The following is a 14,792-nucleotide window of genomic DNA, read 5'->3' on the forward strand; positions in this document are numbered from 1 at the left end:
ACTCACTGTAAAAAACCGTCAAAAGCACCATAATCAATTGTTTTTTAAACAAAAAATACTTAAACATTTGTTTTACTATGGAAATTGACGTGCTACTCTTAAAAGGCTTACAGGGGGACAATTATCGCATGGAATGAATTGTCTTATCAGTAGAAAACAATTGGGAATAAACATGGCTGTTTACTCTCTAGTAAATTCGATATGTTATCTGTAGCTTCCAGCGGTCCAGCGTGCATAGAATGTCTGATTGTAGATAGTTGCGGCGTAGATACTTCGGAGATAGTCAAACGACTGCAACAGCAGCAATGCTGCATTCAGCAATGCAGCTTTGACCAGACCTCCGAGCGGTTAGAACACACAGATATCGATCTGATTTTCCTGCACACCTGCTTTACCGATACAAACGCGCTCTCCGAACTACACTACCTTCGCCAGCAGTACCCTCATATTCCGGTCATTCTTTTTGATCAGGAGCTGAACGCTGAACGCATTGACGAATCGATGCTCTGGCGGGCCAGCGACTATATATCCACAGCCAGACTGACCGATGACGTTTTACAACGGGTGCTGCGTTACAACCTTAAAGTTCGTCAGTACGATTCCGAGATTGAACGGCTCAATCAGCAAGATCCGTTAACGGGGATGATCAACCGGCAGCAGTTTTATAAAGAGCTGTCAGAACGACTCAAGCTGCTGCGAAAAGGAGAACCCTCGAAACATTTCGCCCTGATCAGTATTGACCTGGATGGTTTCAGGCGGTTCAACAATATTAATGGCTATTCAGCCGGCGACATCGTCGTTAAAGAGATGAGTAAGCGACTCTCTGAACTGGCCCCGGGGCTGATTTCGCGACAGGGCAATGATGAGTTTATTATGCTGCTGGAGGCGCCCGTCGATGCCAGCCTCACCCATCAAACAACCCAGCTCTGCATTCAACTGCTCCACCGGCTGACCGACCCCTATAACTACAATGATCTGGAAGTCATTCTGCCCTGCAGCATCGGCGCAGCGCTGGCCCCGCAACACAGCTGTGAACCTGATACGCTGATCAACCAGGCCACTCAGGCAAGGGTAAAGGCGAAAGAGACAAGCAGCTGCAGCTATATAATCTTCGATAACAAAAACAGCCTTTCCAATGATTCCCATGTTGCCATTGAATCGGACCTGATCAACGCTATCCGCCGTAACGAATTTGAGCTTTTCTATCAGCCCCGGATTGATATTCTGTCTGGAAAAATTATTGGCGCAGAGGGACTGATTCGCTGGCGCCACCCGGAAAAAGGGCTGATATATCCGGACCTGTTTATTCCTACCGCCGAGCGTACCGGTCTGATTGTGCCGATCGGCTACTGGGTGATTCAGCAGGCAGGGGAGGATATCCAGCGACTACAGGCCAGCGGACTGGAGATTAAACGCCTGAGTATCAACCTGTCTTTCAGGCAATTTCAGGATAGTTATCTCTGCCGGACGATCCAGCGATTAATAGAAAAGTACGCTATCGACACCTCTATACTGGAGTTTGAACTGACAGAGTCCGCCCTGTTTAATAACGAGCTGCATGTCCGTGAAGGGATCGAGGAATTACATAAGCTGGGTATCAACTTCTCACTGGACGACTTCGGCACCGGCTACTCGTCATTTTCGCTGTTACAGAAACTGCCCATCAGCAGCCTGAAAATTGATCGTTCATTTGTCTCCGGCATACACAACAATAACCCTGACGACCGGGAGATTGTCAAAGCCCTTATCCGTCTGGCCCTCAGCCTGAATAAGGAGATTATCGCTGAAGGGGTTGAGACGGCTCAGCAACTCAGCTTCCTCGCCAGCTTTGGCTGCCATCAGGCTCAGGGCTATCTCTACAGCAAACCGGTGCCATTCGCTGAGTTCAAAGACCTGCTGCAACACGGTTATCAGCTCACAACGGAGAGCGCCGTAAACCTATAGCCTCCAGCAAGGCTGCGCTACTGATCTCAGATTCCCCCTGCAGATCGGCGATGGTTCGCGACACCTTTAACACCCGATGGGTTGCCCGGGCCGATAATCCCATCTTCGTCATCGCCTGCATCAGCAAGCGTTCCTGCTCCGGCCCGAGTTGGCAATATTGCTCCAGCCCTTTAACATTCAGCTGATCGTTGATGCACCCCTGACGTTGCTGCTGGATTGCCCGGGCACTGACCACCCGCGCCCTGATCGCTATACTGTTTTCGCTGGTTTCGGCCGGCCCCATCAACTGTTCCGGGGTCAGCCCCGGGACCCAACTCTGCAAGTCGATACGATCCAACAGCGGACCAGAAATACGCGCCTGATAGCGTTGAACCTGATCCGGCGTACAGCGGCAACGGCCGCTCTGATCCCCACGATAACCACAGGGGCAAGGATTCATCGCAGCGATGAGCTGGAACCGGGCGGGAAAACTGGTTTGCAGCGCGGCCCGGGATATATTAATCACGCCCGACTCCAGTGGCTCACGCATCACCTCCAGTACCTGCCGGCTATATTCGGGTAGCTCATCAAGAAACAACACCCCCTGATGGGCCAGGGAGATCTCTCCGGGCCTTGGATTACTGCCGCCGCCCACCAGTGCAACGGCTGATGCGGTATGATGCGGGGTGCGAAAAGGACGAATTCCGGCAAACAGGCTTTTCTCTTTTATACCCGCAATGGAATAGATTGCCGCAATCTCCAGACGCTCATCCGGATCCAGCGACGGCAGAATCCCGGGCAAGCGGCTGGCCAGCATGCTTTTGCCGCTGCCCGGTGGCCCACAGAGCAGCAGGTTATGCCCCCCTCCGGCAGCGATCTCAAGCGCGCGTTTAGCCTGATACTGGCCTCTGACATCAGACATATCAGATCCGCCAAAGTCCTCAACCTGTCGCTCTGCAGCGATGACCGGAGAGATCAGGGCGGCAGCCGCCAGATGGTTACTGACCTCCAGTAGCGACCGGGCAGCAAATAACCCCAGCCCGGTTACCAATCCCGCTTCCTGAGCATTATCACTGGCGACCCACAGGCTACGTTTAGCATTCCGACAGCTAAGCGCCACCGGCAACACCCCGGATACCGGGCGCAGATCACCCGACAGAGCCAGTTCAGCTAAGAACTCAAAAGGTTCTGCACAGTTTTGCGGCAGCTGACCACTGGCAATCAGAATGCCGATCGCTATCGCCAGATCATACCGTCCCCCCTCTTTAGGCAGATCGGCAGGTGCCAGATTAACCGTGATCCGCCGGGCCGGAAACTCAAAACCGCAATTCAGCAGCGAGCTTCGCACCCGTTCGCGACTCTCCTTGACACCGGTTTCCGGCATTCCAACGATTGAGAAACTGGGCAGACCGCCCGAAAGATGAACCTCCACCGCAACCGGTGGGGATTGAATACCGAGCTGAGCCCGGGTGTAAACGATTGCCAGTGCCATACGAATCCATCCATGGATATGGGTTTAAAAGGTTGTTATACCAAGGCCTTTATTCAGTGCTCCAGATCTAACCGTTCGATCAGCTGTTCCAGTGTCAGCTCACGTCCGACATATTTACCACTCATCCGCAGACAGCCCTGCTGCGTGAGCCGGGTCATCTGGCCTGTGGTGCGGACCCCCTCAGCCATCACTTCCAGATCATTGTCCCGCGCCATTGAGATCAGCGCTTCGACATCCCGGACAGACCGGTCATCACGCATCTGCTGCTCCACAAGGCCTGCGTTCAGCAGCAACATATCGGGAAACAACTGCGCTGATAAGCGCCCCAGCGAGTACTTCTGCGGATCCAGCAAAATCAGTACACCATGGGCTTTAAGCTCTTCAATTTCATCAGGAAACAACTGCAGCTGAACGAAACTCAAAATAACCATCAAACGCTGCGGTGGTATTCCGGCCTTCACCATCTGCCGAATCAGATGCTCAATGACTTCCGCAGAGAAAAGTTCCTCATCCTGTAATCGGATACAAAGATTATGAAACTGTTCAAAGCCACTCCAGAGGCTGATCAGCGGCAATAACTGACGCTCCAGCTGCTGGTGATAATCCTGCAGTAATCCATAACGGGATAACTGAGGAATAAACTGCTCCGGTGACAGGATCCCCTGCTGCGGATGACTCAGCGTCAGCGAAACCTCTGCCGCAGCAAGATGATGCCCCTGCAGAGAGTAAACCGGATTAAACCTTAGCTGCAACCAGCCCTCTGACACGGCCTGACTCAGGGTATCCCGACTGAGCACGGTTCCACTTCCCAGTGAAGCATCATAGAGGCGAAAGCCGTTATGACTGTCCAGGGTGCGCAACACCAGCCGGGCCCGGTCCAGCATCAGTTCAGCACTGATCCCGCCACTCTCTACCAGTACGCCGCCCATAGCATGATCAAACCCTAACGTCTGGCCATCGACATCGACCGGCTCCTGAAGCACCGCGGTCACCCGCTCAGCAAACTGCTCAAGCGTCATCTCATCGGGACAGTCTTCCAGAATAAAAACAAAATTATGCTCCTGATCCACCGCTAACAGATCGCTTTCCCGCACCTGAGCACTGAGCCGGGCTGCAAGCGCTGTCATAAGCTGCGCAGATTCCCCCTCACTACTTTCCAGCTGTAACAAGATAAGTCCCCGTCCCCGGTGCCCCAGGCTATCTCTCAGGAGTTGCTGATTGAGCTGATCCAGCAGCGTATACTCATCCGGCAACCCGGTCAGGGCGTCATAGCTGGCATGGCTATAGCGGTTCTGGTCGCCATAGGAGCTGCTGATATCGGAAAACTGAGCAACAAAGCCATCGATCTCCCCGCTCTCGTCCCGTTGCGCCATCAGGGAGTACCAGGCCGGATAACTACGGCCATCTTTATGCCGGTTCCACAACTCCCCTTCCCAGAATCCCCTGTGCATCAGTTGCTGCCACAGATGATCGAACATTTCCGCAGAGATCTCCCGGTTAGTCACAATTCCCGGCCCCTGGCCAACAACATCCTCAAAGGAGAAGCCGGTAATTTCTGAAAAACCGGGGTTTACCCGATAGATCCGGTTATCGCCATCCAGCAACATAACCGCCTGAGGGGTATAGTCAAACAAACCATGCTCGGGATTCTGGGCAAGTATCCGCCCCGCCGCCTGTCCTGTTCGCATGGCATTGACAATATACAGGCCGGCGACCGGGTTCCAGCAGATCTCCAGCTGCAACCAGAGATTGTGATTTTCAGCAAAAGGCTGCCAGGAGAGTGTGGCGGTACCCTGTGAACGGGCGAGCATCATCCCATGGCGCAACTCAAACAGCGCCGCCTCAGAATGAACCCGAGACAACGACACGCCGCTCACCTCGCCCTGCCAGCCGAGCATGCCAAGATATTCCTGAGTAGCAAACTGATAACTCAGATCAGGCAGGATGCAGGCATACATAGGCTGATGCATAGGGTTTCCTTGGTGTGTGACTAGGCTTTGTTAACGGTCTGATCGACCATCTGATCCAGTCGCTCAATCTCTGACTGCAACTGTTCAAGTTTAGCGCGGCTACGGGCCAGTACCGCACTCTGAGCATCAAATTCGTCCCGACTGACCAGATCCATCCGCCTGAACGCGCTCTGTAATAGTGCACTGACCTGCTGCTGAACCTCAGACTCTGCTGAACTGTGCCGGGCCTGCTCAAATAACTGGCCGATCTGCTCACTGAGCCCTTCCAGTATTTTGTGATTAATCATATCTCATGCATCCAAATAATATCGGTTGATCATCTCCATTAAGACTATACCAATAACCGGACAATAACCCGACCCACATTTAACGGAAAGCCTGTACGCACCGGCAAACGCACCAAAAAAGTGCCTGCACAACAATTGTGCACCAGTGATTCATCAAGAAAGCCTTAAAAACCGCTAACACCGAATCACACAACAGCACTAAATCATACCAACCAGCTGTTTTTAAACAAAAAAAACTTTATGGCATGTTCAATGCTTAGTATGGATCAACCGAATATCGCTGCGCTGGTAGCCAGCGTAGCCCTTAAAAACAGTTTTACTCAGTGGAGATCAGATCCCATGAAACTTATCTCAGCAATTATTAAACCATTCAAACTGGATGATGTGCGTGAAGCGCTTTCCGAAATCGGTGTACAGGGCATTACTGTCACCGAGGTGAAAGGCTTTGGTCGTCAGAAAGGTCACACAGAACTCTACCGCGGCGCGGAATATGTTGTCGATTTTCTGCCCAAGGTAAAGGTCGACGCTGCTGTGGAGGACAGCATCGTTGATCAGGTGGTTGACGCGATCAGCAAAACGGCTCAGACCGGCAAGATCGGCGACGGTAAAATTTTCGTGATGCATCTTGAAGAAGCTATCCGGATCCGTACCGGCGAAACCGGCAATACCGCACTGTAACAACTGACTTACAACCTAAAATAGCTCTAAGCGTTTGCTTCAGGGGGAAGTGATGGAAAATCAAATTTTTGAATTACAATATGCAATGGACACCTTTTATTTTCTGGTGTGTGGTGCATTAGTTATGTGGATGGCGGCAGGTTTCGCCATGCTCGAAGCGGGTCTGGTGCGGTCTAAAAACACCACCGAGATCCTGACTAAAAACGTGGCTCTGTTCTCAATTGCCTGCGTTATGTACATGGTGTGCGGTTATCACATTATGTATGGCGGCGACCTGTTCCTGAGCACTATTGGCGAACTCGATGTTGATCAGGTTCTGGCCGACTCTGCTGAAGAAGGATTCGATGGTGGCTCTGTTTACTCCGGTGCATCTGACTTCTTCTTCCAGGTAGTCTTTGTTGCTACCGCCATGTCTATCGTTTCCGGCGCGGTTGCTGAACGTATGAAGCTGTGGGCATTCCTGGCTTTCGCTGTGGTAATGACTGGCGTTATCTACCCAATGGAAGGTGCATGGACCTGGAACGGCGATGACGTTTTCGGCATGTACAACCTGGGCGACCTTGGTTTCTCTGACTTTGCCGGTTCAGGTATCGTACACATGGCAGGTGCAGCCGCTGCACTGGCCGGTGTTCTGCTACTGGGCGCACGTAAAGGTAAATATACCGCTAATGGCGTAAATGCTATTCCGGGTGCGAACCTGCCACTGGCGACTTTGGGTACCTTTATCCTGTGGATGGGCTGGTTCGGTTTCAACGGTGGTTCTGTACTGAAACTGGGCGATGTTTCTAGCGCTCACTCTGTTGCAATGGTGTTCCTGAATACCAATGCAGCAGCCGCTGGTGGCTCTATCGCAGCCCTGATCACTGCCCGCATGCTGTTCGGTAAAGCGGACCTGACCATGCTGTTGAACGGTGCTCTGGCTGGCCTGGTTGCCATCACTGCTGAACCCTCTACGCCTACGGCTCTGCAGGCAACTCTGTTCGGTGCGATCGGCGGTGTACTGGTGGTATTCGCGATCATCACTCTGGACAAACTGCGTATCGATGATCCTGTCGGTGCGATCTCTGTACACGGCGTGTGTGGTCTGCTGGGTCTGCTGCTGGTACCTGTAACCAACGGTGACGTCAGCTTCAGCGGCCAGCTGATCGGTGCTGCTACTATCTTTACATGGGTCTTCGTCACCAGCCTGGTTGTCTGGGCAATCCTTAAAGCGGTTATCGGTATCCGGGTCAGCGAAGAGGAAGAATACGAAGGTGTTGATCTTGCTGAATGCGGTATGGAAGCCTACCCAGAGTTCACCTCTGGTAAGTAATTCAACAAGCGATATATAGATATCTGTAAAAAGGGGAGCCTCGGCTCCCCTTCTGACGTTTTATTAAGTTATTGATTCTGGTTATACTAGGCCCAAGATTGATCTCCAACCGTCTGAGGCCTGCAGGCATCTCCTGTCAGAACAACAGATCCAAGCGAGGATAATAATGATGAAACTGGTAAGTGCGGTAATCAAACCGTTCAAACTGGATGACGTGCGTGAAGCTCTGTCAGAAATAGGCATTCAGGGCGTCACCGTTACCGAAGTAAAGGGCTTTGGCCGTCAAAAAGGCCATACCGAGCTTTACCGCGGAGCAGAATACGTTGTGGACTTTCTCCCGAAAGTAAAAATTGAAGCGGCTATCTCTGATGATTTAGTCGATCAGGTGATTGAAGCGATCGCCTCAACCGCTAACACCGGTAAAATTGGCGACGGCAAGATCTTTGTTACGCCACTTGAACAGGCGATCCGCATCCGTACCGGCGAAACAGGCACTGACGCACTATAAGCTACTGAATAATTTATTTTTTAAAGGCACCCGATGGGTGCTTTTTTTTGCCCAAAACGGGACAAATAGTACTGTCCAATCTTTTCCAGCGTCTAAACTTAGAGATAAGTTTTTCCAGCTGATAAGGATTATTGACAGTATGATCAAGCGTAACACGTTCAATGAGGTAATGGTTCCCAACTATGCTCCGAGCCCGATCATCCCGGTTCGGGGAGCGGGTTCACGAGTGTGGGATCAGTCAGGCAAAGAGTATATCGACTTTGCTGGCGGTATCGCCGTTAACGCACTGGGACACTGCCACCCTGAGCTGGTTAAAGTATTACAGGAGCAGAGTCAGAAACTCTGGCATCTCAGCAATGTCTGGACCAACGAGCCGGCAATCAGGCTGGCGCGGCAATTGTGCGACGCTACATTTGCTGAACAGGTCTTTTTTGCTAATTCCGGCGCCGAAGCCAATGAAGCCGCGCTGAAGCTGGCACGCAGATATGCCAAAGAGCATTTTGGCCGCGAAAAAACCGAAATCATCGCCTTTAATAACAGTTTTCATGGCCGCACACTGTTGACTGTCTCCGTGGGCGGTCAACCTAAATATACCGAAGGCTTTGAGCCACTTCCGGAGGATATCACGCACCTGCCCTATAATGATCTGGCCGCGTTTGAATACCATATTTCAGATCACACCTGCGCCGTGATAGTTGAACCGATCCAGGGCGAAGGTGGCATTATTCCCGCTGAAGCGGTCTTTCTTGAGGGCCTGAGAGCCCTCTGTGATAAGCATAATGCACTGCTGATTTTTGATGAGATACAGACCGGCATGGGTCGTACTGGCAACCTGTTCGCCTACCAGGGATATAACGTTACCCCGGATATTCTGACCAGTGCCAAAGCACTGGGGTGCGGATTTCCAATCGGCGCAATGCTGACCACTAAAAAAATAGCCGCGAGTTTCAGTTTCGGTAGCCATGGCAGTACTTTCGGCGGTAATCCACTGGCCTGTGCGGTGGCCTCAAAAGCACTGGAGCTGATCAATGACCCCACTCTTTTGTCTGGAGTCAATCAGCGTCAGCGGATGTTTATCAATAGCTTAAATATACTCAATGAGAAGATAGGTCTGTTCCGTGATATCCGCTCAGAAGGCCTTTTAATAGGCTGTGAACTGAAAGAAAAGTGGCACGGCAAAGCAAGCGAACTAAAACAACTAGCGGAAAAACAGGGTGTAATGGTTTTAACCGCCGGTCCGAATATTCTGAGATTAACTCCCTCGCTGGTTATTCCGCCAAAAGATATCAATCAAGGCCTGAAGCAACTGACTGAGGCCATGCTAGCCCTGAAAATGGGTTTACCAGGTACCTAATGATGACCCGCCCGGTGAGCGCCCTATCGACTAGGGAAAAGTCGCTAATAGAGTCTCTTATCAGGTTGTCTGAGATTAACTCCGGCACCCTCAACGAGGCCGGAGTTAATCAGGTCGGCGCATTGCTGAGCGACATGTTCTGCAAGCGACTCAGTTGTGACCATCAGCAACGAACTCTGCCTCCCTATACGTTGTTTCGTTCCGATGGCCGTGCCGTCGAGAATCCCCTCGGGGATCTGCATATTCTGAGCAAACGCCCGGACGCCCCATTGCAGGTATTGCTCACCGGCCATCTCGATACCGTATTTCCGACAGAATCAGAATTTCAGCAGTGTCAGTGGCTAGATGACCAGACGCTGAAGGGGCCGGGAGTAAGCGACATGAAGGGCGGGCTGTTAGTCATGCTGGAAGCCCTGAGCGCATTTGAACAATCCCCCCTGGCGCAACGAATCGGCTGGACCGTTATTCTGAACCCTGATGAGGAGATCGGCTCACCCGGCTCTGCACCGATTCTGGCACAACAGGCAGAACATCATGATGTGGGGATGATCTATGAACCGGCACTGCCCAATGGACAACTGGCCGGTGAGCGCAAAGGCAGCGGCAATTTCACGGCGATTATCGCGGGCGTAGCCGCGCATGCCGGCCGGGAACACCATCTGGGTCGTAATGCAATCTGTGCTATGGCCGAGTATATAACAGCAATTGATCAACTGAACGGGCAACGCGACGGGGTCACCATCAATGTTGGCATCGTCAATGGCGGAGTGACCACCAATCAGGTACCCGATCAGGCCCACTGCCGCTTTAATATTCGCACCCGGATCCGCGCAGATGAACAGTGGTGTCAGCAGCAACTGCAAACAATCGGACAGCAGATCAACAGCAAAGAGGGGATTTCACTGGCTCTGCATGGCAGTTTCGGTCGCACCCCAAAAATGTTAGACCAGGCCCACCTCGCGCTGTTCCAGCTGGTTACCGAATGTTCGGGACAACTCGGCGTGCCTCTCTCATGGGAGCCAACCGGAGGCTGCTGTGATGGTAATAATCTATCGGCGGCGGGGCTGCCCAATGTTGACACCCTGGGTGTACTGGGCGGCAATATTCACAGCCACAGGGAGTTTATCCGGCTTCCCAGCCTGGTCGAACGCGCCCGACTGAGTACACTGATACTGTTGCGGCTGGCCGAGCAACCGGAAACCTGGCGCAGACAACCTATGCAGTAAGTTTTTATCTGCTGTTGCAGCTAAGCTTTACTTCAGAACGAGACAGAGGAGATTAGGGATGAACGATATCAGTATAATTCGCCCCATCAGATTATCAGATCTGGATCGCCTCTGTGAGCTGGCCATGGACAGCGGTCCGGGATTCACCTCACTGCCCGGCAACCGGGACCTGCTTGAAGCCAAAATCATGGCCTCTGAAGTCGCCTTTAGTCAGACCACAGCAGACCCGCTCGGCGCCAGTTACCTGTTCGTTCTCGAAGCTGCACAGGATAGCAAAGTGATCGGCGTCTGCGGTATCGAGTCTGCGGTTGGCCTGCGGGAACCGTTTTATCATTATCGCCTGGGAACGGTTGTTCATGCATCCCGCGAGCTGGGTGTGCATAACAGTTTTCAGACCCTCTACCTCTGTAACGACTACACCGGCTGCACCGAAGTCTGTACCCTTTATCTGGATCCGGAATACCGGCGCGACAATTACGGCAGTTTACTGTCCCGCTGCCGTTTTTTGTTTCTGGCTCAATTCAAACAGCGCTTCCCCGGCAAGGTGATCGCGGAGATGCGCGGCGTCAGTGACGCTCAGGGTCTTTCCCCCTTCTGGAATGGTCTGGGGCGGCACTTCTTCAGTATGGAGTTCTCTGAAGCGGATTACCTCACAGGGCTAGGCAATAAAGTATTTATTGCTGAGCTGATGCCGAAACACTCAATCTATATACACCTGTTGCCGGAAGCCGCCCGACAGGTCATCGGAGAGGTCCATGAGCAAACAGTCCCCGCCCGCAAGCTACTGGAAAGTGAAGGGTTTCGCTATGAGGAGTACATCGATATTTTTGATGCGGGTCCCACTCTGGCCTGTGAGCTTAAAGATATCCGCGCCGTCAGAAAAAGCCGTTATGTGGAGGTCCATATCGGACCCTTTCAGCAACATACAACCCCTTTCCTGATCAGCAATACATTGCTGCAAAACTTCCGCTGCACCGTGGTAGAGATAGCGCCCTCCGAAGGCCGGATAACCCTGACAGCAGAACTCGCACACCTGTTGCAGGTCAGTGAAGGCGACAGGGTAAGGGTTGTGCCCTTAAAGAGCAGGAGCTAAGTCATGAAAGCAAACGCATCTCTGTTTATAAACGGCCGCTGGGTTCAGGGAAAAGGCGAACGCTTTACCTCACTGAACCCTGCAACAGCCCAGAGGATATGGCAGGGCCATAGCGCCACCGGATCGCAGGTCAGTGAGGCGGTGGAGATCGCGCGTAACGCATCCGGGCGCTGGTGTGACATGACACTGGAACAGCGCCAGAGTTATATACTGCGCTTTACCGAGCTGCTGAAAGAGTATTCTGAACTGCTCGCCGATACCATCGGTCAGGAAACCGGAAAACCCCTGTGGGAAAGCCGCACGGAGATAACCGCGATGATCGGGAAAACCGATATCTCTATCCGTGCCCATAAGGAGCGTTGTCCGACCCGGATCGAACACGGTCCTCAGGGGGATCAGGTTCTGCAACATAAACCTCACGGCGTGGTCGCGGTATTCGGTCCCTACAATTTTCCCATGCATCTGCCCAATGGGCATATTCTTCCAGCACTGCTGGCAGGCAACACCGTGGTCTTCAAACCCAGCGAGCTGACCCCTCGTTGCGCTGAACTGATGTTACACCTGTGGCAAAAGGCAGAGCTGCCTGACGGCGTACTGAATCTGATCCAGGGTAACAGCGAAACCGGTAAAGCACTCGCCTCGCATCAGGGCATTGATGGCTTGTTTTTCACCGGCAGCGCAGTGACCGGTCAGTTACTGCACCGCCAGTTTGGCGGCCAGCCGGAAAAAATTCTGGCACTGGAGATGGGCGGCAATAATCCGCTGGTGATTACTCCGGTACACAACCTCAAAGCGACACTTCACGATACGATTATCTCTGCATTTATCAGTGCCGGACAGCGCTGCACCTGCGCCCGTCGCCTGTTGGTGCCGGACTCCGACTGGGGGGATCACTTCGTGGATAAACTGGTACAGCGGTGCCGTAAAATACGGATCGGTGCCTACAACGGAGATCCGCAACCGTTTATGGGGACCCTGATCAGTACACAGGCAGCTGACTCAATCCTCACGGGGCAACAGAAACTGATTCAGAACGGCGCCTCTGTTCGCCTCGAGACGCAGCTGCAAAACAGCGCTGGAACACTTTTGTCACCGGCAATCATCGATACCTCTGCCGTAGGAACGTTACCCGACCAGGAATATTTCGGTCCCTTGCTGCAGGTGATCCGCTACCGCAGTTTCGATGCCGCTATTAGCAGCGCTAACGACACAAGTTACGGCCTTTCTGCCGGCCTGTTTAGTGATGACAGAGAACAATATGAACACTTTAAACGCCATATCCGCGCCGGCATCATCAACTGGAATCGTCCCCTGACAGGGGCCAGCAGTGCGATGCCGTTTGGCGGTTGTGGTATCAGCGGTAACCATCGTCCGTCGGCCTATTACGCAGCAGATTACTGTGCCTACCCGGTGGCATCCATCGAAAGCAGTTCACCCTGCCTGCCGGATAAGCTCAGTCCCGGGCTGGAACTGTAACAGGGTCACGGAGGCGCTATGCTTTATCGGGAAGTTAACTTCGACGGACTGATCGGACCAAGCCATAACTATGCGGGCCTGTCGCCGGGGAATATCGCCTCAGATCAACATAAAGGGGAGATCGCATCACCGCGACAGGCAGCCCTTCAGGGGCTGGAAAAGATGTGGCGCCTGGTGCAGCTGGGGCAGGTACAGGGGGTTTTACCGCCCGCTTCCCGCCCCGATATTGAGACGTTGCAGCGTTTCGGCTTCAGCGGTTCAGTTCCGGAGATTATCGGACAGGCATACCGTCAGGCGCCCCATTTACTGGCCGCATGCTACTCCGCATCCACCATGTGGGCCGCCAATGCGGCGACCGTTTCCGCCAGCAGAGACTGCCCGGACGGCAGAGTTCATTTCACCCCGGCCAATCTGATCACCACCCTACACCGCTCGATTGAAACGAACTACAGCGCCGACATGCTAAAACGGATTTTCAGTGATCCGGCCCATTTCTGTCATCACCCATCACTCCCTTGCCAAAGCGATTATGCAGACGAGGGTGCGGCCAACCATACGCGGCTGTGTGATTCTCACAGCCAGCCCGGGATAACCCTGCTGGTCTACGGTCGTGGCAGCAATAATCCACCCCCGAAGCGCTATCCTGCCCGACAGACTCTGGCGGCCTGTGAAACACTGGTACGACAGCATCAGCTGCCGGCGGCTAATGTCGTTCTTGCACAACAAAACCCGACCGTTATCGATCAGGGCGTATTTCACCATGATGTTATCGGTGTCGGCCACCGTAACTTTCTGATGCTGCATCAGGACTCGTTTTTCAACCAGACTCGGGTATTGCAGCAACTGCAACAGCAGTGGCAACACCCCGACTACTCCCGTGGTGAGCCCCTGATTATTACTGAGTTCAGTCAGGACCTGCTCAGTGTCAGGGAGGCGGTTTCCAGCTATCTCTTTAATAGCCAGCTGATCAGCGTATCGCCGCCCGTTAGTTCACCTCATCCCCCTGACAAGCAAAGCCCTGATATTCAGAGCCCTGACATATTGAACGCTGAAGCCAAACAGATGCTGTTACTGGCGCCAACAAACTGCCTGGCTTCCGACGCAGCCCTGAAAGCCATTGACTGGTTAATTGCGGGCGATAACCCGGTAGCGGCCGTTGAGTATATCGATCTTACCCAGAGTATGAACAACGGTGGAGGCCCCGCCTGCCTGCGTCTCAGAGTTCCGCTGAGTCAGACTGAGCAAAATGCAGTACATCCGGGCGTTATGCTTGATTTCACCCTCTACAACCGGCTGAAAAGCTGGATCAACACACACTATCGGGAGCAACTCACAGCGGATGATCTGGCAGATCCCTGTCTCCCGGTTGAGATTCAGGCAGCCCTGGATGAACTAACGGAGATACTGGAGCTCCCGGGGCTCTACCCGTTTCAGGTATAAAAACACACACTTTTAGTATAATCATACCTATAC

The 14,792-nt window shown here is 52.9% G+C and carries 12 protein-coding genes; 9 read left to right on the forward strand and 3 right to left on the reverse strand.

The window, feature by feature from the left end; genetic code table 11:
• The first annotated feature begins 201 nt into the window (after positions 1-201).
• Entirely contained in the window at positions 202-1,944 is a 1,743-nt protein-coding gene (locus KDX31_18120; protein UTW03216.1) for an EAL domain-containing protein, read from the forward strand.
• Here the strand turns inward: KDX31_18120 and KDX31_18125 are convergent.
• The 3 genes from KDX31_18125 to KDX31_18135 are packed head-to-tail and all read right to left on the reverse strand — an operon-like array spanning position 1,916 to position 5,672.
• Positions 1,916-3,415 (reverse strand): YifB family Mg chelatase-like AAA ATPase, encoded by a 1,500-nt coding sequence (locus KDX31_18125; protein ID UTW03217.1) that lies wholly within the window; start codon positions 3,413-3,415, stop codon positions 1,916-1,918. The two genes, KDX31_18120 and KDX31_18125, sit on opposite strands and share 29 nt — an antisense overlap.
• Before the next feature lie 53 nt (positions 3,416-3,468).
• Positions 3,469-5,385: an EAL domain-containing protein gene (locus KDX31_18130; protein ID UTW03218.1), complete on the reverse strand. Its 1,917-nt coding sequence runs from the start codon at positions 5,383-5,385 to the stop codon at positions 3,469-3,471.
• A gap of 20 nt (positions 5,386-5,405) precedes the next feature.
• Positions 5,406-5,672: an accessory factor UbiK family protein gene (locus KDX31_18135; protein ID UTW03219.1), complete on the reverse strand. Its 267-nt coding sequence runs from the start codon at positions 5,670-5,672 to the stop codon at positions 5,406-5,408.
• A 339-nt stretch (positions 5,673-6,011) separates the two neighbouring features.
• Between KDX31_18135 and glnK (KDX31_18140) the strand changes: the two genes are divergently transcribed.
• From glnK (KDX31_18140) to KDX31_18175, 8 genes are all read left to right on the forward strand, one after another.
• Positions 6,012-6,350 (forward strand): P-II family nitrogen regulator, encoded by a 339-nt coding sequence (glnK, locus tag KDX31_18140; GenBank protein UTW03220.1) that lies wholly within the window; start codon positions 6,012-6,014, stop codon positions 6,348-6,350.
• A gap of 52 nt (positions 6,351-6,402) precedes the next feature.
• Positions 6,403-7,662, forward strand: a complete 1,260-nt coding sequence (locus KDX31_18145; protein ID UTW03221.1) for an ammonium transporter — start codon at positions 6,403-6,405, stop codon at positions 7,660-7,662.
• Between the two features lie 169 nt (positions 7,663-7,831).
• A complete protein-coding gene (glnK, locus tag KDX31_18150) occupies positions 7,832-8,170 on the forward strand; it encodes a P-II family nitrogen regulator (protein UTW05444.1) in 339 nt (112 codons plus the stop codon).
• A 139-nt stretch (positions 8,171-8,309) separates the two neighbouring features.
• Positions 8,310-9,524, forward strand: a complete 1,215-nt coding sequence (locus KDX31_18155; protein ID UTW03222.1) for an aspartate aminotransferase family protein — start codon at positions 8,310-8,312, stop codon at positions 9,522-9,524.
• 2 nt (positions 9,525-9,526) lie between these two features.
• Positions 9,527-10,750: a hydrolase gene (locus tag KDX31_18160; GenBank protein UTW05445.1), complete on the forward strand. Its 1,224-nt coding sequence runs from the start codon at positions 9,527-9,529 to the stop codon at positions 10,748-10,750.
• Between the two features lie 67 nt (positions 10,751-10,817).
• Positions 10,818-11,843, forward strand: coding sequence for an arginine N-succinyltransferase (gene astA / locus KDX31_18165; GenBank protein ID UTW05446.1), 1,026 nt, complete (start codon positions 10,818-10,820; stop codon positions 11,841-11,843).
• A gap of 3 nt (positions 11,844-11,846) precedes the next feature.
• Positions 11,847-13,319 carry a succinylglutamate-semialdehyde dehydrogenase gene (astD, locus tag KDX31_18170; GenBank protein ID UTW03223.1) on the forward strand — a complete coding sequence of 491 codons (1,473 nt, stop codon included), beginning with the start codon at positions 11,847-11,849 and terminating at the stop codon, positions 13,317-13,319.
• Between the two features lie 18 nt (positions 13,320-13,337).
• Complete coding sequence (locus tag KDX31_18175; GenBank protein ID UTW03224.1) at positions 13,338-14,759, forward strand: N-succinylarginine dihydrolase; 1,422 nt, start codon at positions 13,338-13,340, stop codon at positions 14,757-14,759.
• Positions 14,760-14,792 lie beyond the last annotated feature (33 nt).

This window comes from Amphritea atlantica, from assembly GCA_024397875.1.
GTDB classification, from domain to species: domain Bacteria; phylum Pseudomonadota; class Gammaproteobacteria; order Pseudomonadales; family Balneatricaceae; genus Amphritea; species Amphritea atlantica_B.